This is a genomic window from Salmonella sp. SJTUF15570 (genome assembly GCF_043357055.1).
GTDB lineage: Bacteria > Pseudomonadota > Gammaproteobacteria > Enterobacterales > Enterobacteriaceae > Salmonella > Salmonella enterica.
Genome location: NZ_JBEUKJ010000003.1, coordinates 284,565 through 303,156, shown reverse-complemented (window position 1 = coordinate 303,156; position 18,592 = coordinate 284,565). Strand labels below are relative to the sequence as shown.

Genomic DNA, 18,592 nt, shown 5'->3' with positions numbered 1-18,592 from the left:
ATGTCACAAGATCCTTTCCAGGAACGCGAAGCAGAAAAATACGCGAATCCTATCCCGAGCCGGGAATTTATCCTCGAACATTTAACGAAACGTGAAAAACCGGCCAGTCGCGAAGAACTGGCCGTAGAACTGAATATTGAAGGCGAAGAGCAGCTTGAAGCCTTGCGTCGCCGCCTGCGCGCGATGGAACGCGACGGACAACTGGTCTTTACCCGCCGCCAGTGCTATGCGCTGCCGGAACGCCTCGACCTGCTGAAAGGCACCGTGATCGGTCATCGTGACGGTTACGGTTTCTTACGTGTCGAAGGCCGCAAAGACGATCTGTATCTTTCCAGCGAGCAGATGAAAACCTGTATTCATGGCGATCAGGTGCTGGCGCAGCCGCTGGGCGCCGATCGTAAAGGTCGCCGCGAAGCGCGTATCGTCCGTGTACTGGTACCGAAAACCAGTCAGATAGTCGGGCGTTATTTCACCGATGCGGGCGTCGGCTTTGTGGTGCCGGACGACAGCCGTCTCAGCTTCGACATTCTTATCCCGCCAGAAGACGTCATGGGCGCGCGGATGGGGTTCGTGGTCGTGGTTGAACTGACCCAACGTCCAACTCGCCGTACTAAAGCGGTAGGGAAAATCGTCGAAGTGCTGGGCGACAATATGGGCACCGGTATGGCGGTTGATATGGCGCTGCGTACCCATGAAATACCTTACATCTGGCCGCAGGCGGTAGAGCAGCAGGTCGCCGGGCTGAAAGAAGAGGTGCCGGAAGAGGCGAAAGTCGGTCGTGTCGATCTGCGCGATTTGCCGCTGGTCACTATTGATGGCGAAGATGCCCGTGACTTTGACGACGCGGTTTACTGTGAGAAAAAACGCGGCGGCGGCTGGCGTTTGTGGGTCGCTATTGCTGATGTGAGCTATTATGTACGGCCGCCAACGCCGTTGGATCGCGAGGCGCGCAATCGCGGCACGTCGGTTTACTTCCCGTCACAGGTTGTCCCAATGTTGCCGGAGGTGCTCTCCAACGGCCTGTGTTCGCTAAACCCGCAGGTTGACAGGCTGTGTATGGTCTGTGAAATGACCATCTCGGCGAAAGGTCGGCTGACCGGCTACAAATTCTATGAAGCGGTGATGAGCTCCCATGCGCGTCTGACCTATACCAAAGTCTGGCATATGCTGCAGGGCGATCAGGATCTGCGTGAACAATATGCGCCGCTGGTGAAGCATATTGAAGAGCTGCACAACCTCTACAAAGTGCTGGATAAAGCGCGTGAAGAGCGCGGGGGGATCTCGTTTGAGAGCGAAGAGGCGAAGTTTATCTTTAACGCCGAACGTCGCATTGAGCGTATCGAACAGACCCAGCGTAATGACGCGCATAAGCTTATCGAAGAGTGCATGATCATGGCGAATATCTCGGCGGCGCGCTTTGTCGAAAAAGCTAAAGAGCCGGCGCTATTCCGTATTCATGATAAGCCCACCACCGAAGCGATCACCTCATTCCGCTCCGTACTGGCGGAGCTGGGGTTGGAGCTGCCGGGCGGAAACAAACCGGAACCGCGCGATTATGCCGAACTGCTTGAATCGATTGCCGACCGGCCGGACGCCGAAATGCTGCAAACTATGCTGCTGCGTTCAATGAAGCAGGCGATTTACGATCCGGAAAACCGCGGGCACTTTGGCCTGGCGTTGCAGTCTTATGCGCACTTTACCTCGCCGATTCGCCGCTATCCGGATCTTTCTTTGCACCGCGCCATTAAGTACCTGCTGGCGAAAGAGCAAGGGAACAAGGGCAACACCACAGAAACGGGCGGTTATCACTACTCGATGGAAGAGATGTTGCAGCTCGGTCAGCACTGTTCGATGGCGGAACGCCGCGCTGATGAAGCGACGCGTGATGTCTCCGACTGGCTGAAATGTGACTTTATGCTGGATCAGGTAGGCAACGTCTTTAAGGGCGTGATTGCCAGCGTCACCGGTTTCGGCTTCTTTGTCCGTCTTGATGAACTGTTTATCGATGGGCTGGTACACGTTTCCTCACTGGATAACGATTACTATCGCTTCGATCAGGTAGGGCAACGTCTGATTGGCGAGTCCGGCGGGCAGACATATCGCCTGGGCGACCGGGTCGAGGTACGCGTCGAAGCGGTGAATATGGACGAACGGAAAATTGACTTTAGCCTGATCTCCAGCGAGCGCGCACCGCGTAACGTCGGCAAAACGGCGCGTGAAAAAGCGAAAAAAGGTGAAAGTAAAAACGCCGGTAAACGTCGTCAGGTAGGTAAAAAAGTTAACTTCGAGCCTGATAGCGCCTTCCGCGGCGAGAAAAAAGCGAAGCCGAAAGCAGCGAAGAAAGACGCGAGAAAAGCAAAAAAGCCATCGGCTAAAACGCAGAAAATAGCCGCAGCGACCAAAGCGAAGCGTGCGGCGAAGAAAAAAGCGGCAGAGTGAGCAATACCCTCTTCAAACAGAAGAGGGTGAATTATCTGTAGGCCGGGCAAGCGTAGCGCCCCCGGCAAAACGTAAACAACGAGTACATTAATGAGCGAAATGATTTACGGCATCCACGCAGTGCAGGCCCTGCTGGAGCGCGCCCCTGAACGTTTTCAGGAAGTCTTTATTTTAAAAGGCCGTGAAGATAAACGTCTGTTGCCGCTGATTCACGCCCTTGAGTCCCAGGGCGTGGTTATCCAGCTGGCAAACCGCCAATATCTCGACGAGAAAAGCGACGGTGCCGTGCATCAGGGTATTATCGCTCGCGTGAAACCAGGCCGGCAGTATCAGGAAAACGATCTGCCGGATCTGATCGCATTACACGAACGCCCCTTTTTGTTGATCCTCGATGGCGTCACCGATCCGCATAATCTTGGCGCCTGTCTGCGCAGCGCCGATGCCGCTGGCGTACATGCGGTAATCGTGCCGAAAGACCGCTCCGCGCAACTTAACGCGACGGCGAAGAAAGTCGCCTGCGGCGCAGCGGAAAGCGTGCCGTTGATCCGCGTCACCAACCTGGCGCGCACGATGCGCATGTTGCAGGAAGAGAATATCTGGATTGTCGGGACGGCGGGCGAGGCTGACCATACGCTGTATCAGAGCAAAATGCCTGGCCGCATGGCGCTGGTCATGGGCGCAGAAGGTGAAGGTATGCGTCGTCTGACCCGTGAGCACTGCGATGAGCTGATCAGCATTCCTATGGCTGGTAGCGTGTCGTCGCTGAATGTCTCTGTGGCGACCGGGATTTGTCTGTTTGAAGCCGTTCGCCAGCGAACCTGACGCTAATAGTATTTTTTAAGAAAATAACCATCCATAATCGGATGGTTTTTTTTTATCTTTGGCTGGTAATATAAAAAGCAAAACCTACCCTGTAACTCCCTTTATTTATAAAAAAGAGATAGAGATAATAATATGGTATGGACTCCACGGACGCTGGCGGATGCGTTAAACAACATCGCCGAATTAGATATTGATATAGAAAATAATGAGTCTTCATTAATAATAAAAATGAATGATTATGGCGATTTACCACTGGCGGTTTTATTTACCTCGCAACAAATAGTTATCGAGACTTATATCTGTCCGGTAAATACGATTAGAGATACCGCGGAATTTAATCTTTTCTTACTGAGAAATCAGAAGGTTTTACCGCTGTCTTCGGTCGGTATTACTCAGGTAAAACAGGAGGAATATTATGTCGCTTTTGGCGCGCTGTCGTTAAATTCGTCGCTTGCCGACGTGACGCTGGAAATCACCACGCTTGTAGAAAATGCGTTGGATATCGCTGAAATAACACAAGTCTATTCACAGGAATAATACAGGCGGCTTACATGGGAATTTTAAAAAGTTTGTTCACGTTAGGTAAATCATTCGTTGCTCAGGCAGAAGACGCCATTGATGAAGCGCAGGGTGTACGTATGCTGGAGCAGCATATTCGCGACGCAAAAGCCGAGCTGGATAAAGCGGGTAAATCCAGAGTGGATTTATTGGCGCGGGTGAAGTTAAGCCATGACAAGCTGAATGATTTACGTGAGCGTAAAGCCAGCCTTGAAACACGGGCGTTGGCGGCAATGAGTAAGAATGTCGACGCCGCTTTACTCAACGAAGTGGCGGAAGAAATAGCCCGTCTGGAAAATGCCATTCTTGCCGAAGAACAGGTGCTGACTAATCTGGAAGCCTCTCGCGATGCGGTGGAGAAGGCCGTAACGGCGACAGGCCAGCGGATTGCGCAGTTTGAGCAGCAACTTGAAGTGGTTAAGGCGACAGAAGCCATGCAGCGCGCGCAGCAGGCGGTGACGACCTCGACCGTCGGAGCCGCGTCGAATGTGTCTACGGCGGCGGAGTCGCTTAAACGTTTACAAACGCGTCAGGCTGAACGCCAGGCCCGGCTGGATGCCGCCGCGCAGCTGGAAAAAGTCGCCGATGGACGCGACCTGGATGAAAAACTGGCGCAGGCGGGTATTGGCGCAACCAATAAAAGCAATGCTCAGGATGTGTTGGCGCGTTTACAGCGTCAACAAGGCGAATAATGCTCTTTACGTGGATTGTCAAAACCTGCCAGCGTCATTTGTCCAGACTGACCTGGCCTGTTTATCGGGCAGTATCTGCTTTGTTATCGGTAGCGCGCTACCGTGCTGAGCTTCGTCGCTTTCATACGAGACGGCACATGAATGCGCGATCTCAAATGGCATTATGCCCAACGACAATCGCATTCTGGCTGAAGAGGTCGCATGGCAAGAGATAGAGGTTCCCCTATGATGCAATTTTTTCAGCGTTTGCTCGGTAAAACAAGCGCGCCAGCGCCGATTCGCGGACCATTAGGATTACATCTTAACGCCGGTTTCACGCTGGATACGCTGGCATTCCGGCTACTGGAGTCGTCGTTGCTGGTGGAGCTACCGGGTGAAAAATACACTGTCGCGGCAGCGAGTCGCATAGATTTAGGCGGCGGCAGTCAGATTTTTCGCTACTACACCTCTGGCGATGAGTTTCTACAAATTAACACCACTGGCGGCACGGATGTTGACGACATTGATGACATCAAACTTTTTGTATATGAGGAAAGTTTCGGTATTAGCGAGGAACGTCACTGGCGTTCAGCCATTGCGCCAGCGGCAATAGGGCCGATGACGCTCAACTGGCAAGAACGGCGCTGGCAGCGTTTTTTTAACCATGAAGAGCCGGGCAATATTGAACCTGTCTACATGCTGGAAAAGGTTGAAAATCAGCAGGCAGAGAAATGGGACGTTCACAATTTTACGATGGGCTTCCAGCGCCAGGTGACGGATGACGCCTGGGAGTATCTTCTATTGAACGGGGAAGAATCATTTAACGAGCGCGGTGAGCCTGAATGGGTGTTTTCACGCGCCCTCGGCGTGGATATCCCGCTCACTTCACTGACGGTTATTGGTTAAGCACATACAGGGAAATTATGCATATACTGGACGCATTACTGGCTTTCTGCGCCTATTTTTTTATTGGCGCGGCAATGGTCATTGTATTTCTTTTTATTTACTCAAAGATAACGCCGCATAATGAATGGCAGCTGATAAAAAATAACAATACTGCGGCATCGCTGGCCTTTAGCGGTACGTTGCTGGGCTATGTCATCCCCTTATCCAGCGCGGCGATAAACTCGGTCAGTATCCCGGACTATTTTGCCTGGGGCGGCATTGCGCTGGTGATTCAACTGCTGATTTATGGTTGCGTAAGGTTATACATGCCTACGCTGAGCGAAAAAATTATTCATCACAACGTGGCGGCGGGGCTATTTATGGGAACCGCAGCGCTGGCTGGCGGTATTTTTAACGCTGCCTGTATGACATGGTAACGGAAGATCATGGCAAAAAAACGAAAATCCAGAAGCACATCCGGCGTAGGCCATTCGGCAATAAGACGAATAGCCGAACCGGTCAATCCCTTTGAGCGGCAACGAAATCGCTACACGCCAAAATGCCTGACGCTGGCGATTATGGGTGGAGCGGCCTTTTTTCTCCTGAAAGGGTGCGGTGATGGCGGCAATAGTGACAACGACGGCGATGGGACGTTTTACGCCACGGTGAACGACTGTATTGACGATGGCAATAGCGCCAGCGTTTGCGCTGACGGCTGGAATAATGCGAAAACAGAATTTTACGCTAATGTGCCTAAGCAATTGACGCAGGAGCGCTGTCAGTCGCAGTTTGGCGATTGCTACTTTGATATCACCGAGCGGAGCTGGGTTCCGGTATTAAGCGGCTTTTTACTCAGCCGCGCGATTCGTCAGAACCGTGATGAACAATACATCTATAGCAGCGGCGGTTCATCTTATGTCTCCCGTCCCGTCTGGCGCACCACATCCGGCGATTATGCGTGGCGCAGCGGCACAGGGAAAAGCGATACCGTGACCAGCCCTGGTTATATCACACGGAAAGCGTCCACCGTCTCCCGCGGCGGCTATGGCCGTTCTTCCAGCGCCCGCGGGCACTGGGGAGGCTAACCATGCTACGACATAACGTACCGGTACGCCGGGATCTGGATAAGATCGCCTGCGATCACGGTTTTGACTTTCATGTTATCGATAACGAAATTTACTGGGATGAAAGCCGGGCCTACCGTTTTACATTACGGCAAATTGAAGAACAGATCGAAAAACCGACCGCAGAGCTTCATCAGATGTGTCTGGAGGTTGTCGAGCGGGCCGTCCGGGATGAGCAGATCATGCAGCAGCTGGCGATCCCGCCATTGTACTGGGATGTCATCGCCGAAAGTTGGCGCAGTCGCGATCCTTCGCTTTACGGGCGGATGGATTTCGTCTGGTGCGGCAAAGATCCGGTTAAATTGCTGGAATACAACGCGGATACGCCGACGTCGCTCTATGAGTCCTCCTACTTTCAATGGCTATGGCTGGAGGATGCTCGTCGTAGCGGCGCCATCCCGCGTGATGCCGATCAATACAACGCGATACAGGAGCGGCTGATCGCCCGCTTCAGCGAGCTGTACAGTCGGGAACCGCTCTACTTTTGCTGTTGTGAAGATACCGACGAAGATCGCACGACGGTGCTGTACCTTCAGGATTGCGCGCAGCAGGCGGGCCAGGAAACGCGATTTATCTATATTGAAGAACTGGGGCTTGGCGTAGGCGGCGTGCTGACCGATCTGGACGATAACGTGATTCGCCGCGCCTTTAAGCTCTACCCGCTGGAGTGGATGATGCGCGACGACAACGGCCCGCTGTTGCGAAAACGTCGTGAGCAATGGATTGAGCCATTGTGGAAAAGTATTCTGAGTAACAAAGGGCTGTTGCCGTTATTGTGGCGCTTTTTCCCTGGCCATCCGAATCTGCTGCCGGCCTGGTTTGAGGGCGAAAAATCGCTCGCAGCGCCAGGTGAAAGCAGCGTGCGGAAGCCGATTTATTCACGTGAAGGCGGCAACGTCACGATTTTTGACGAGCGGCAAAATGTTATCGATCATGCCGACGGCGACTACGCTGACGAGCCGATGATTTACCAGGCGTTTCAGCCTTTGCCGCGCTTTGGCGATAGCTATACGCTGATTGGCAGTTGGATCATTGACGATGAAGCCTCCGGGATGGGGATTCGCGAGGACAATACGCTAATTACCAAAGACACTTCCCGTTTCGTCCCACATTATATTGCCGGTTAATCATACTTTTGTGATCTTGCTCCGGCGTCAATGGCGCAGTCATGACCATACTTGACTTCAGCGCCATTGAAGGAGGGAGACACCATGTCCTGGCAAACACATACCGTTTTTAATCAACCAGCTCCGCTCAATAACAGTAACTTATTCCTGTCTGATGGCGCGCTGTGTGAAGCGGTTTCCCGGGAAGGCGCGGGATGGGATAGCGATCTTCTCGCCAGCATTGGCCAACAACTGGGAACGGCAGAATCACTGGAACTGGGGCGTCTGGCGAACGCGCATCCTCCTGAGTTGCTACGTTACGATCCCCAGGGACAGCGTCTGGATGACGTTCGCTTTCATCCAGCCTGGCACCTGTTGATGCAGGGGCTTTGCGCTAATCGGGTACATAACCTGGCCTGGGAGGAAGAGGCAAGGGCGGGAAGTTTTGTCGCCCGGGCGGCGCGTTTTGTATTACATGCTCAGGTAGAAGCGGGAACACTCTGTCCTGTCACGATGACCTTTGCCGCGACACCGTTGCTATTGCAGATGCTTCCCGCCACTTTCCATGACTGGCTGGCGCCGCTGCGCAGCGATCGCTACGATTCGCATTTGCTGCCGGGCGGGCAAAAACGGGGCCTGCTTATCGGCATGGGAATGACGGAAAAGCAGGGCGGATCTGACGTACTCAGTAATACGACCCACGCGGAGCGGCTGGCGGATGATTCATATCGGCTGGTGGGACATAAATGGTTTTTCTCTGTGCCGCAAAGTGATGCGCACCTCGTGCTGGCGCAGGCAAAAGGAGGACTATCCTGTTTCTTTGTGCCGCGTTTCCTGCCAGACGGGCAACGGAACTCTGTTCGTCTTGAGCGCCTGAAAGATAAACTCGGTAATCGATCTAATGCCAGCGCCGAAGTCGAGTTTCAGGATGCCGTCGGCTGGCGGCTGGGAGAAGAGGGCGAAGGGATTCGGCATATCTTAAAGATGGGCGGTATGACGCGTCTTGATTGCGCGCTCGGGAGTCATGGCTTAATGCGGCGCGCATTTTCAGTCGCCATTTACCATGCTCATCAGCGTCAGGCTTTTGGTAAGCCGCTGATCGAACAACCGTTGATGCGACAAACCTTAAGTCGTATGGCGCTATGCCTGGAGGGGCAGACGGCGCTTTTGTTTCGGCTGGCGCGCGCCTGGGAGCAACGTCGCGAGGCGAAAGAGGCATTATGGGCGCGATTATTCACGCCAGCGGCGAAATTCGCCATCTGTAAGCAGGGAATCCCTTTTGTGGCTGAGGCGATGGAGGTTCTCGGCGGGATGGGGTATTGCGAAGAGAGCGAACTCCCGCGCCTGTACCGTGAAATGCCGGTGAACAGTATCTGGGAAGGTTCCGGCAATATCATGTGTCTGGATGTACTTCGGGTGCTGACAAAACAACACGGCGTCTATGACGTATTGAGTGAAGCTTTTGCGGAAGTCAAAGGTCAGGATCGCCATTACGACCGCGCGGTACGCCAGCTACAGCAACGTTTACGCAAACCGGACGAAGCAATGGGCAGAGAGATTACGCAGCAGCTTTTCCTGCTGGGGTGCGGAGCGGAAATGCTGCGTCATGCCTCGCCGCCGCTGGCGCAAGCGTGGTGTCAGATGATGCTGGATACACGCGGCGAAATGCCGCTGCCTGCCCAGGTGCAAAATGATTTACTGTTAAGGGCGACCGGGGGACTGCGGTAACGTTTGACCTGTAGTACATGCCATCCGGCGCGAGCCACGCGGCATCAGGCATAGAGTATCGCCTGTACGCGCCAGTTATCCGACTGTTGTTCTTCATACATTTGAATAATTCTGTACCAGGACGCACCCTGTTCATCGGCTTTCAGGGCGATAATCCGCTCCACATCCTGTGGGTTTCCTGCAACATTACTGACCGAGATCAGGCCGATTTCATTCAGACCCGTTACGCAGTCAGCACTGGCGAATTCGGCAGACTGTGCCGTCGTACTCACCAGTCCGGCAGAAAGCAGCAGTGAGGATAAGGCAAGTTCTTGTTTCATCGTCAGCTCCTTATTACATACCCCGCATTTAACAGGACGCTCCATCACGGTAAACCTGTTTGTTTATTGTGCACAGGTAAACGCATAGGGACGCAAAGCAATGTAAAACTGACTAAAAATCAATCTACTGTTATTGACGATACAAAATGGCTTGTGAATACCACTGGCCGGTTACAACCGTTTCATCAACCATTAAGATAACGTAATAATCGGCTTTCGCAGCGACGGCTTTCGCTCTGATTTCATCTATTGCATCATCCGGGGAGCCCCGAACCAGCGCGCTTACGGTCCCCATCCGCTGTAGTCCTTGCGTTTGATCGCGACGGATTTCCTGCGGGTGATCGGCGACAGGCGGCGCAGGTTGCGGCGTACCCTGCAGCACGCTACACGCGCTTAATAACAGCGCTGCTATCAATGAAGCAAACCGACGCATAACTCTATCTCGTTTCCTGATAATCATAGTGTAATGCCTTATTGATTTCCCTTTAGGGGGAATGTTCCCGAAGTGTTACCTGTCACGCGATTTTCGAATGAAAACGTTGCGAAAGCGTAACCCAGTTCTCAAACATTATGAATTATTGCGCTATCCATAAACTTGCGTTAAGTATTTCTCCGTGGCATACCGGATAAAAAGGAGAGAATAATGATAGCGATTGAAACACGACAATTAGCCGGAGGCGTCGTACTACATGCCTTCCCGGAAGGGAAACGCGCCGTGCCGCTTCCCTGTGTGGTGTTCTATCATGGCTTCACCTCCTCCAGCCTGGTTTATAGTTATTTTGCCGTTGCCCTGGCACAGGCAGGATTCCGGGTAGTCATGCCGGATGCGCCGGAGCATGGCGCTCGCTTCGGCGGCGACTCACAGGGACGAATACACCGATTCTGGCAGATTCTGCACCAAAACATGCAGGAATTTACGACGTTACGTGCGGCGATTCAGGCGGAAAACTGGCTACTTGACGGGCGGTTGGCGGTGGGCGGCGCATCCATGGGCGGTATGACGGCGCTGGGCATTATGACGCGTCACCGAGAGGTAAAATGCGGGGCCAGTTTAATGGGGTCGGGCTATTTTACCGGGCTTGCCCGGACGCTTTTCCCGCCGTTATCCCCGCAGAACCCGGCACAGCAGGCGGAATTCGACAATATCATCGCGCCGCTACGTGAATGGGAAGTCACACACCAGTTAGAGCGACTGGCCGACAGGCCGCTTCTGTTGTGGCATGGTCAGGAGGATGACGTGGTGCCTGCTATCGAAACCTTCCGGCTCCAGCAGGCACTCGCCGGGGCGAAGCTGGATAAGCATGTGACCTGTTTATGGGCCGCAGGCGTGCGGCATCGCATTACGCCAGAAGCGTTGTCGGCGACGGTAGCGTTTTTCCGACAGCATCTTTAAACGCGGAGTATGCTTACACCCTGGGCTTCAAGCTGTTGCAAAACCTGCGGATTGGCATTTTTGCCGGTAATCAGCATAGCGATCTGATCGGCGCGGCTGAACAGCATTCCCGCGCGCTCGCCAATTTTACTGCTATCGACCAGCGCGACCAGTTTCCCGACGACGCTGAGCATTTTTTGTTCCGCCATGGCGGTTAGCATATCGGTCTTGTACAGGCCATCCGCGGTTAAGCCCTTTCCGCTGGTAAACATCCAGTGGCCCGCATAGAGACTGTTTTCGCTTCCCTGCGGGCTCAGGGTAATCGACTGGCTTTTGTTGTACTGACCCCCCATGATAATCACGCTGTCATGCTCTTGATCGATCAGATAATTCGCCAGCGGCAGATAGTTGGTAATGATTTGTACCGGCTTCCCGCACATTTCGCGCCCCAGCAGGAAAGCGGTGGAGCCGCAGTTAATCACTACGCTTTCACCCGGGTTTACCAGCTGCGACGCCGCTTTCGCGATGCGTACTTTTTCATCGTGGTTTTGCGCCTGGTGCAGATTCATCGGCGTCCAGCGGGGCCGCTGTTGGGTAATGGCCTCTGCGCCGTTGCGCACTTTTTTAAGTTTCCCGCTTTCGTCGAGCTTGTTGATGTCGCGGCGCGCTGTCGCCGGGGAGATCCCCAGACGCTCAATCACGTTTTCGACGGTAACAAAGCCCAACTGTGCCAGCATATCCAGCAGTATTTGATGTCTTTGTGCTTCAGTCATGAGCTATTCCGATACAAATTGATTTGAAAAGATGATATTTGAAATAGCCTGGAAATACTAAAGTAAATGGAAAAAATGCCGGGTAATCCCGGCATGATATCGACTCACAGGAAGGATTTGAACGGTAGATCGGGTTCAATGGTAAAGCAATCGTCAAACCCACGCGGATAGTGGTATTCGAAATTGTCTTTATCCAGCGGCCAGGTAAACTTGCCGCCAACCTGCCAGATAAACGGTTTAAAACCATACTTCAGGCGATCTTTCTTCATTTCCCATAGCACGCGGATCTCTTGCGGATCGGCCTGGAAGTTCGACCAGATATCGTGATGGAACGGGATCACCACTTTGGTATTCAGCGATTCCGCCATGCGTAAAATATCCGCGCTGGTCATTTTGTCCGTAATACCGCGCGGGTTTTCACCGTAAGAACCGAGCGCGACATCAATTTGATGTTCGTTGCCGTGTTTCGCGTAGTAGTTGGAATAGTGAGAATCGCCGCTGTGATAGAGATTGCCGCCCGGCGTTTTAAACAGATAGTTAACCGCGCGTACATCCATGCCGTCCGGCAGTACGCCAGCAGCTTTCTGATCGGCGGGCAGGGTGATTAATGCAGTGCGGTCAAAGGCATCAAGCGCATGAATTTCAATATCTTTCACTTTCACGACATCGCCCGGTTTTACCACGATGCAGCGTTCTTTCGGCACGCCCCAGCCAACCCACAAATCCACGCAGGTCTGCGGGCCGATAAACGGAACATCATCGGCGCAATTCTGCATTACGGCAGCCGCGACATTGACGTCAATGTGATCGTTATGGTCGTGGGTCGCCAGTACGGCGTCAATCTGACGGATAGCGAAAGGATCGAGAACAAACGGCGTGGTGCGCAGGTTAGGCTGTAATTTTTTGACGCCAGCCATACGCTGCATCTGATGGCCGGTTTTCATCAACGGATTACCGTGGCTCTGTTTACCGGTACCGCACCAGAAATCGACGCATACGTTAGTGCCGCCTTCAGATTTTAGCCAGATACCGGTACAGCCCAGCCACCACATAGCGAACGTACCCGGCGCGACCTGCTCTTGCTCAATCTCTTCGTTCAGCCAGCTTCCCCACTCCGGAAACGTGCTCAGAATCCATGATTCACGCGTGATGCTTTGTACTTTACTCATCGCATTTACCTTCATGTTTGTTCAAAATAGTTCAAAATGTGATTTGTTTTGATTAATCCTGACACTATTTTCTCAAGAAGGCAATGGGCTATTTTTTGACTTTTGGGTAGAGGAGAACGCAGCCAGAAGAAAATTTAATCTTTTCTGGCGTCATGGGGATGTATTCATCTTTATGATTTTACTTATTTTAATGAAGAAATGAGTTATTTATAAGTAAACCATGTATTAAGTGTGCTAATTATTTGCGCGCTACGTCACATTTAATCAAATTCAATCTTGTTGTGATTACTTTTGAAAATTACAGTGGAGGGACATTATTCTGAGCGCCTTTGACTCAGCAACCTTGTCTACCGGAGATCGTTATGGAGATCCTCTACAACATCTTTACCATTTTTTTTAATCAGGTAATGACCAATGCCCCGCTATTACTGGGTATTGTGACCTGCCTGGGCTATATCCTGCTGCGTAAAAGCGTCAGCGTGATCATCAAAGGGACGATCAAAACCATCATTGGCTTCATGCTGCTACAGGCCGGGTCCGGCATTCTGACCAGCACCTTTAAACCGGTGGTGGCGAAAATGTCTGAGGTCTACGGCATCAACGGCGCGATTTCCGATACCTATGCTTCGATGATGGCAACGATCGAACGGATGGGTGATGCGTATAGTTGGGTAGGCTACGCGGTGTTGCTCGCGCTGGCGCTGAATATTTGTTACGTCTTGTTGCGACGCATTACCGGTATTCGCACCATCATGTTGACCGGGCACATCATGTTCCAGCAGGCGGGGCTGATTGCGGTCTCTTTCTATATCTTCGGCTATTCCATGTGGACCACCATTATCTGCACGGCGATACTGGTTTCCCTGTACTGGGGTATTACCTCCAACATGATGTACAAGCCGACTCAGGAAGTGACCGATGGCTGTGGTTTCTCCATCGGTCACCAGCAGCAGTTTGCTTCCTGGATTGCCTATAAAGTCGCGCCGTTCCTGGGCAAAAAAGAGGAAAGCGTTGAAGACCTCAAACTGCCGGGCTGGCTGAACATTTTCCATGACAACATCGTCTCCACGGCGATTGTAATGACCATCTTCTTTGGTGCCATTCTGCTCTCCTTTGGTATCAATACCGTACAGGCGATGGCGGGTAAAACCCACTGGACAATCTATATCCTGCAAACCGGTTTCTCCTTTGCGGTGGCGATCTTCATCATCACCCAGGGCGTGCGTATGTTTGTCGCCGAGCTCTCTGAGGCCTTTAACGGTATCTCCCAGCGTCTGATTCCGGGCGCAGTACTGGCGATTGACTGCGCCGCTATTTATAGCTTCGCGCCGAACGCGGTGGTCTGGGGCTTTATGTGGGGCACCATCGGTCAGCTGATTGCGGTTGGCATCCTGGTTGCCTGCGGTTCCTCGATCCTGATTATTCCTGGCTTTATCCCGATGTTCTTCTCTAACGCCACTATCGGCGTGTTCGCTAACCACTTCGGCGGCTGGCGTGCGGCGCTGAAGATTTGTCTGGTGATGGGGATGATCGAAATCTTTGGTTGCGTCTGGGCGGTGAAACTCACGGGGATGAGCGCCTGGATGGGTATGGCGGACTGGTCGATTCTGGCACCGCCGATGATGCAGGGCTTCTTCTCCCTCGGTATCGCCTTTATGGCCGTCATCATTGTAATTGCACTGGCTTATATGTTCTTCGCTGGCCGCGCACTGCGCGCAGAAGAAGATGCAGAAAAACAACTGGCAGAACAGTCTGCTTAATAAGGAGTTTTGATTATGACCGTACGTATTCTGGCTGTGTGTGGCAACGGACAGGGCAGTTCCATGATCATGAAAATGAAAGTGGACCAGTTTTTAACCCAATCAAACATTGACCACACGGTAAACAGCTGCGCGGTTGGCGAGTACAAAAGCGAGTTGAGCGGCGCGGATATCATCATCGCTTCTACCCATATTGCGGGCGAAATCACCGTGACCGGCAACAAATATGTGGTTGGCGTGCGTAACATGCTCTCTCCTGCTGACTTCGGCCCGAAACTGCTGGAAGTGATCAAAGAACATTTCCCGCAAGACGTGAAGTAAGGATGCAACATGAAATTACGTGATTCACTGGCGGAGAATAATTCTATCCGCCTGCAGGCTGAAGCGAATACCTGGCAGGAAGCCGTCAAGATCGGCGTCGATTTACTGGTGGCTGCCGACGTGGTGGAGCCGCGCTATTACCAGGCCATTCTCGATGGCGTTGAGCAGTTTGGCCCCTATTTTGTGATTGCCCCCGGCCTGGCGATGCCGCATGGCCGCCCGGAAGAAGGGGTGAAGAAAACCGGTTTTTCGCTGGTGACCCTGAAAAAGCCGCTGGAGTTCAACCACGAAGATAACGACCCGGTCGATATTCTGATCACCATGGCGGCGGTTGATGCCAACACTCACCAGGAAGTGGGCATCATGCAGATCGTCAACCTGTTTGAAGACGAAGCTAATTTTGACCGTTTACGCGCCTGCCGCACCGCGCAGGAAGTCCTGGATCTCATTGACCGCACCAACGCGGCAGCTTAAGAAGGAATTGAAAATGTCATTACCAATGTTGCAGGTCGCGCTGGACAACCAGACTATGGATAGCGCCTATGAAACCACTCGCCTGATTGCCGAAGAAGTCGACATTATCGAAGTGGGCACCATTCTGTGCGTGGGCGAAGGCGTGCGTGCCGTTCGCGATCTGAAAGCGCTTTACCCGCACAAAATCGTGCTGGCGGACGCCAAAATTGCCGATGCCGGTAAAATCCTCTCCCGTATGTGTTTCGAAGCTAACGCGGACTGGGTGACCGTGATTTGCTGTGCGGATATCAACACCGCAAAAGGCGCGCTGGATGTGGCGAAAGAGTTCAACGGCGACGTGCAGATCGAACTGACCGGTTACTGGACCTGGGAACAGGCGCAGCAGTGGCGCGATGCGGGCATTCAGCAAGTGGTTTATCACCGCAGCCGCGATGCGCAGGCGGCAGGCGTGGCGTGGGGCGAGGCGGATATTACCGCGATTAAGCGACTCTCCGATATGGGCTTTAAAGTGACCGTGACCGGCGGACTGGCGCTGGAAGACCTGCCGCTGTTCAAAGGCATTCCGATCCATGTCTTTATCGCGGGGCGTAGCATTCGCGATGCCGAATCGCCGGTAGAAGCCGCACGGCAGTTCAAACGCTCCATTGCCCAACTGTGGGGCTAAGGAGCGGCTATGCTGTCGAAACAAATTCCGCTCGGCATCTATGAAAAAGCGCTCCCTGCCGGGGAGTGCTGGCTGGAGCGCCTGCGGCTGGCGAAAACGCTGGGTTTTGACTTTGTTGAAATGTCGGTGGACGAGACCGACGCCCGACTGGCGCGGCTTGACTGGAGTCGCGAGCAGCGCCTGGCGCTGGTGAGCGCGGTTGCTGAAACCGGCGTGCGCGTGCCGTCCATGTGTCTGAGCGCGCATCGTCGTTTTCCGCTCGGTAGCGAAGATGACGCGGTACGGGCGCAGGGGCTGGAGATTATGCGTAAAGCGATTCAGTTTGCGCAAGACGTCGGGATTCGCGTCATTCAACTGGCGGGGTACGACGTTTACTATCAGCAGGCCAACGACGAAACGCGTTGCCGCTTCCGCGATGGGTTAAAAGAGAGCGTTGATATGGCCAGCCGCGCCCAGGTGACGCTGGCGATGGAGATCATGGACTACCCGCTGATGAACTCCATCAGTAAAGCGCTGGGCTATGCTCACTACCTCAATAACCCGTGGTTCCAGCTCTATCCGGATATCGGCAATCTGTCTGCCTGGGATAACGACGTACAGATGGAGCTACAGGCGGGAATCGGGCATATCGTCGCGGTACACGTCAAAGATACTAAACCCGGCGTGTTCAAAAATGTGCCGTTTGGCGAAGGCGTTGTCGATTTCGAACGCTGCTTCGAAACGCTCAAACAGAGTGGCTATTGCGGGCCGTACCTGATTGAGATGTGGAGTGAAACAGCAGAGAACCCGGCGGCAGAGGTAGCGAAAGCGCGTGACTGGGTGAAAGCGCGCATGGCCAGCGCCGGTCTGGTGGAGGCAGCCTAATGCAAAAGCTCAAGCAGCAGGTATTTGACGCTAACATGGATTTGCCCCGTTATGGACTGGTGACGTTTACCTGGGGCAACGTCAGCGCTATCGATCGCGAACGCGGATTGGTGGTGATTAAGCCAAGCGGTGTCGCCTATGAAACCATGAAGGTAGATGACATGGTGGTGGTGGATATGGATGGCAAAGTGGTGGAGGGACGTTATCGTCCTTCTTCCGATACCGCTACCCATCTGGCGCTGTATCAACGCTATCCGTCGCTTGGCGGCGTCGTTCATACCCACTCCACCCACGCCACGGCATGGGCGCAAGCGGGGATGGCTATTCCGGCGCTCGGTACCACGCACGCGGACTATTTCTTTGGCGATATTCCTTGTACCAGAGCGTTAAGCGAAGAAGAAGTGCAGGGCGAGTACGAGCTGAACACCGGTAAGGTGATCATCGAAACGCTGGGCGAGGTGGAACCGCTGCATACGCCAGGCATTGTGGTGTATCAACACGGGCCGTTCGCCTGGGGGAAAGATGCGCACGATGCGGTACATAACGCGGTCGTCATGGAGGAAGTGGCGCGAATGGCGTGGATTGCGCGCGGTATTAACCCGGCGCTGAATCCCATCGACGATTATCTGATGAATAAACACTTCATGCGTAAGCATGGCCCGAATGCGTATTACGGGCAGAAGTGAAGTATGAGCTCCGGAATGTGAATATTATTGGGATGTCACAGGTCTAATTCCGGAGCCATCTTTCCGCGAAAAAAGCCCCCTGTTCAGGGGGCAAATCAACTATGGCTTTTTCGTTGGTTTTCCTGATGCTAGCGATAAATATTCGCGCTGGCGTGTATATTGCCATTGCTACCCGGTTCCCGGATAAGTATGACGTGATAATACATTGCGTTTCGCACGTCGGCCTCTTCATTCAGCGCCAGATTGGCTTCACTTTCCGTGGCGAAGTTGTGGTTGATGTAGATCACGCCTAAGCTGCGCACATCATCCATATTTCTGGCCTGATGATTATTTAACTCGATGGCTGCCGTTGCCGTTATGCCAGGCAAAAGCGCAGCCAGAAATAACATTATCCGGGCTCGCATAGAGTACCTCCTCAGCAGCGCGGTCTGGTTGGCGATATCCCCCTTTAGTGAATCGCTTCTGGTTTAATTTTAACCATAACCCGCCGCAGAGATGGCGACCTTTTCTGATGCTGTTGTTCAAAAAATTATCGCATTGTCGTTTTTTACCTGATTAACAACCCGTTGATGTATGCCGCTATGTTTAAGAAACCCTGTGTGGCAAAAAAGCGCGCTGACCACAGTGTCAATTTCTCTGCCGGAACAGGCCGTTTATAGTGGCGCGCGATATAACGTTAATATCTCAGCAGCAAAATGCGACGGGACAGGCGTTACGTTCGGCACGATAAATAATTGTACAATCACCTTGAGTTTGCCCGCAGGCGCCAGTATTATAACGCGTCATTTTTCAGCCGACCTTTAACACGTTCCTTGCCTCCATGGGCCGCGGCTGACCCAGACAGGAGGCTGAATAA

Annotated in this window: 22 protein-coding genes and 1 pseudogene; 18 read left to right on the top strand and 5 right to left on the bottom strand. The window is 53.1% G+C overall.

Features of this window, described 5'->3' with window-relative positions:
• The 10 genes and pseudogenes from rnr to ABVN44_RS07735 all read left to right on the top strand — a co-directional run bounded on the left by rnr (position 1) and on the right by ABVN44_RS07735 (position 9,333).
• Complete coding sequence (gene rnr / locus ABVN44_RS07780; RefSeq protein WP_000076357.1) at positions 1-2,439, top strand: ribonuclease R; 2,439 nt, start codon at positions 1-3, stop codon at positions 2,437-2,439.
• Between the two features lie 90 nt (positions 2,440-2,529).
• Positions 2,530-3,261, top strand: coding sequence for a 23S rRNA (guanosine(2251)-2'-O)-methyltransferase RlmB (rlmB, locus tag ABVN44_RS07775; RefSeq protein ID WP_001293277.1), 732 nt, complete (start codon positions 2,530-2,532; stop codon positions 3,259-3,261).
• Between the two features lie 132 nt (positions 3,262-3,393).
• Positions 3,394-3,798 carry a YjfI family protein gene (locus tag ABVN44_RS07770; protein WP_023232268.1) on the top strand — a complete coding sequence of 135 codons (405 nt, stop codon included), beginning with the start codon at positions 3,394-3,396 and terminating at the stop codon, positions 3,796-3,798.
• A gap of 14 nt (positions 3,799-3,812) precedes the next feature.
• Positions 3,813-4,511 (top strand): PspA/IM30 family protein, encoded by a 699-nt coding sequence (locus ABVN44_RS07765; protein WP_000511974.1) that lies wholly within the window; start codon positions 3,813-3,815, stop codon positions 4,509-4,511.
• Positions 4,511-4,598: pseudogene (locus tag ABVN44_RS07760) on the top strand (hypothetical protein); the annotation flags it as partial. The gene ABVN44_RS07765 and the pseudogene ABVN44_RS07760, both read left to right, overlap by 1 nt.
• Before the next feature lie 114 nt (positions 4,599-4,712).
• Positions 4,713-5,396 (top strand): YjfK family protein, encoded by a 684-nt coding sequence (locus tag ABVN44_RS07755; protein WP_072103668.1) that lies wholly within the window; start codon positions 4,713-4,715, stop codon positions 5,394-5,396.
• 17 nt (positions 5,397-5,413) lie between these two features.
• Positions 5,414-5,812 (top strand): DUF350 domain-containing protein, encoded by a 399-nt coding sequence (locus tag ABVN44_RS07750; RefSeq protein ID WP_000547737.1) that lies wholly within the window; start codon positions 5,414-5,416, stop codon positions 5,810-5,812.
• A 9-nt stretch (positions 5,813-5,821) separates the two neighbouring features.
• On the top strand, positions 5,822-6,460 hold the full coding sequence (locus ABVN44_RS07745) for a DUF1190 domain-containing protein (protein ID WP_001085591.1): 639 nt from the start codon (positions 5,822-5,824) through the stop codon (positions 6,458-6,460).
• 2 nt (positions 6,461-6,462) lie between these two features.
• Complete coding sequence (locus ABVN44_RS07740; RefSeq protein ID WP_000943948.1) at positions 6,463-7,626, top strand: glutathionylspermidine synthase family protein; 1,164 nt, start codon at positions 6,463-6,465, stop codon at positions 7,624-7,626.
• A gap of 84 nt (positions 7,627-7,710) precedes the next feature.
• A complete protein-coding gene (locus ABVN44_RS07735; RefSeq protein WP_000118964.1) occupies positions 7,711-9,333 on the top strand; it encodes an isovaleryl-CoA dehydrogenase in 1,623 nt (540 codons plus the stop codon).
• A gap of 44 nt (positions 9,334-9,377) precedes the next feature.
• Here the strand turns inward: ABVN44_RS07735 and yjfN are convergent, their stop codons facing one another.
• Entirely contained in the window at positions 9,378-9,653 is a 276-nt protein-coding gene (gene yjfN / locus ABVN44_RS07730; RefSeq protein WP_001518964.1) for a DUF1471 family protease activator YjfN, read from the bottom strand.
• A gap of 130 nt (positions 9,654-9,783) precedes the next feature.
• Complete coding sequence (bsmA, locus tag ABVN44_RS07725; RefSeq protein WP_000586836.1) at positions 9,784-10,113, bottom strand: biofilm peroxide resistance protein BsmA; 330 nt, start codon at positions 10,111-10,113, stop codon at positions 9,784-9,786.
• 183 nt (positions 10,114-10,296) lie between these two features.
• Here bsmA and yjfP point away from each other — a divergent pair, with 183 nt between their 5' ends.
• Positions 10,297-11,046 (top strand): esterase, encoded by a 750-nt coding sequence (gene yjfP, locus ABVN44_RS07720; protein ID WP_000560304.1) that lies wholly within the window; start codon positions 10,297-10,299, stop codon positions 11,044-11,046.
• Here the strand turns inward: yjfP and ulaR are convergent.
• Together ulaR and ulaG are read right to left on the bottom strand one after the other, a co-directional pair.
• Entirely contained in the window at positions 11,043-11,798 is a 756-nt protein-coding gene (gene ulaR / locus ABVN44_RS07715) for an HTH-type transcriptional regulator UlaR (protein WP_000133618.1), read from the bottom strand. The genes yjfP and ulaR overlap by 4 nt on opposite strands.
• Before the next feature lie 104 nt (positions 11,799-11,902).
• Positions 11,903-12,967 carry an L-ascorbate 6-phosphate lactonase gene (ulaG, locus tag ABVN44_RS07710; protein WP_000049161.1) on the bottom strand — a complete coding sequence of 355 codons (1,065 nt, stop codon included), beginning with the start codon at positions 12,965-12,967 and terminating at the stop codon, positions 11,903-11,905.
• 362 nt (positions 12,968-13,329) lie between these two features.
• Between ulaG and ulaA the strand changes: the two genes are divergently transcribed.
• Genes ulaA through ABVN44_RS07680 form a run of 6 tightly spaced genes read left to right on the top strand, consistent with a single transcriptional unit; the run spans position 13,330 to position 17,736 of the window.
• On the top strand, positions 13,330-14,727 hold the full coding sequence (gene ulaA, locus ABVN44_RS07705) for a PTS ascorbate transporter subunit IIC (RefSeq protein ID WP_023232267.1): 1,398 nt from the start codon (positions 13,330-13,332) through the stop codon (positions 14,725-14,727).
• Between the two features lie 15 nt (positions 14,728-14,742).
• The gene (ulaB, locus tag ABVN44_RS07700; RefSeq protein ID WP_000218362.1) at positions 14,743-15,048 is read left to right on the top strand and encodes a PTS ascorbate transporter subunit IIB; all 306 of its coding nucleotides are present in this window, start codon (positions 14,743-14,745) and stop codon (positions 15,046-15,048) included.
• Between the two features lie 9 nt (positions 15,049-15,057).
• Entirely contained in the window at positions 15,058-15,522 is a 465-nt protein-coding gene (ulaC, locus tag ABVN44_RS07695; protein ID WP_000776531.1) for a PTS ascorbate transporter subunit IIA, read from the top strand.
• A gap of 13 nt (positions 15,523-15,535) precedes the next feature.
• Positions 15,536-16,186 (top strand): 3-keto-L-gulonate-6-phosphate decarboxylase UlaD, encoded by a 651-nt coding sequence (gene ulaD / locus ABVN44_RS07690; RefSeq protein ID WP_000056761.1) that lies wholly within the window; start codon positions 15,536-15,538, stop codon positions 16,184-16,186.
• A 9-nt stretch (positions 16,187-16,195) separates the two neighbouring features.
• Positions 16,196-17,050, top strand: a complete 855-nt coding sequence (gene ulaE / locus ABVN44_RS07685) for an L-ribulose-5-phosphate 3-epimerase UlaE (protein ID WP_000949530.1) — start codon at positions 16,196-16,198, stop codon at positions 17,048-17,050.
• Positions 17,050-17,736 (top strand): L-ribulose-5-phosphate 4-epimerase, encoded by a 687-nt coding sequence (locus ABVN44_RS07680; RefSeq protein WP_001170771.1) that lies wholly within the window; start codon positions 17,050-17,052, stop codon positions 17,734-17,736. The genes ulaE and ABVN44_RS07680 overlap by 1 nt, the downstream gene beginning before the upstream one ends.
• A gap of 128 nt (positions 17,737-17,864) precedes the next feature.
• Here ABVN44_RS07680 and yjfY read toward each other — a convergent pair whose 3' ends face one another.
• Positions 17,865-18,140 carry a DUF1471 family protein YjfY gene (gene yjfY, locus ABVN44_RS07675; RefSeq protein WP_001529484.1) on the bottom strand — a complete coding sequence of 92 codons (276 nt, stop codon included), beginning with the start codon at positions 18,138-18,140 and terminating at the stop codon, positions 17,865-17,867.
• A 193-nt stretch (positions 18,141-18,333) separates the two neighbouring features.
• Here yjfY and ABVN44_RS07670 point away from each other — a divergent pair, with 193 nt between their 5' ends.
• Entirely contained in the window at positions 18,334-18,540 is a 207-nt protein-coding gene (locus tag ABVN44_RS07670; protein WP_001661855.1) for a hypothetical protein, read from the top strand.
• Positions 18,541-18,592: the final 52 nt, after the last annotated feature.

Bases quoted from the DNA above. Each gene is read 5' to 3' on its own strand.
- rnr (WP_000076357.1), top strand. From the start codon at position 1: ATGTCACAAGATCCTTTCCAGGAACGCGAAGCAGAAAAATACGCGAAT.
- rlmB (WP_001293277.1), top strand. From the start codon at position 2,530: ATGAGCGAAATGATTTACGGCATCCACGCAGTGCAGGCCCTGCTGGAG.
- ABVN44_RS07770 (WP_023232268.1), top strand. From the start codon at position 3,394: ATGGTATGGACTCCACGGACGCTGGCGGATGCGTTAAACAACATCGCC.
- ABVN44_RS07765 (WP_000511974.1), top strand. From the start codon at position 3,813: ATGGGAATTTTAAAAAGTTTGTTCACGTTAGGTAAATCATTCGTTGCT.
- ABVN44_RS07755 (WP_072103668.1), top strand. From the start codon at position 4,713: ATGGCAAGAGATAGAGGTTCCCCTATGATGCAATTTTTTCAGCGTTTG.
- ABVN44_RS07750 (WP_000547737.1), top strand. From the start codon at position 5,414: ATGCATATACTGGACGCATTACTGGCTTTCTGCGCCTATTTTTTTATT.
- ABVN44_RS07745 (WP_001085591.1), top strand. From the start codon at position 5,822: ATGGCAAAAAAACGAAAATCCAGAAGCACATCCGGCGTAGGCCATTCG.
- ABVN44_RS07740 (WP_000943948.1), top strand. From the start codon at position 6,463: ATGCTACGACATAACGTACCGGTACGCCGGGATCTGGATAAGATCGCC.
- ABVN44_RS07735 (WP_000118964.1), top strand. From the start codon at position 7,711: ATGTCCTGGCAAACACATACCGTTTTTAATCAACCAGCTCCGCTCAAT.
- yjfN (WP_001518964.1), bottom strand. From the start codon at position 9,653: ATGAAACAAGAACTTGCCTTATCCTCACTGCTGCTTTCTGCCGGACTG.
- bsmA (WP_000586836.1), bottom strand. From the start codon at position 10,113: ATGATTATCAGGAAACGAGATAGAGTTATGCGTCGGTTTGCTTCATTG.
- yjfP (WP_000560304.1), top strand. From the start codon at position 10,297: ATGATAGCGATTGAAACACGACAATTAGCCGGAGGCGTCGTACTACAT.
- ulaR (WP_000133618.1), bottom strand. From the start codon at position 11,798: ATGACTGAAGCACAAAGACATCAAATACTGCTGGATATGCTGGCACAG.
- ulaG (WP_000049161.1), bottom strand. From the start codon at position 12,967: ATGAGTAAAGTACAAAGCATCACGCGTGAATCATGGATTCTGAGCACG.
- ulaA (WP_023232267.1), top strand. From the start codon at position 13,330: ATGGAGATCCTCTACAACATCTTTACCATTTTTTTTAATCAGGTAATG.
- ulaB (WP_000218362.1), top strand. From the start codon at position 14,743: ATGACCGTACGTATTCTGGCTGTGTGTGGCAACGGACAGGGCAGTTCC.
- ulaC (WP_000776531.1), top strand. From the start codon at position 15,058: ATGAAATTACGTGATTCACTGGCGGAGAATAATTCTATCCGCCTGCAG.
- ulaD (WP_000056761.1), top strand. From the start codon at position 15,536: ATGTCATTACCAATGTTGCAGGTCGCGCTGGACAACCAGACTATGGAT.
- ulaE (WP_000949530.1), top strand. From the start codon at position 16,196: ATGCTGTCGAAACAAATTCCGCTCGGCATCTATGAAAAAGCGCTCCCT.
- ABVN44_RS07680 (WP_001170771.1), top strand. From the start codon at position 17,050: ATGCAAAAGCTCAAGCAGCAGGTATTTGACGCTAACATGGATTTGCCC.
- yjfY (WP_001529484.1), bottom strand. From the start codon at position 18,140: ATGCGAGCCCGGATAATGTTATTTCTGGCTGCGCTTTTGCCTGGCATA.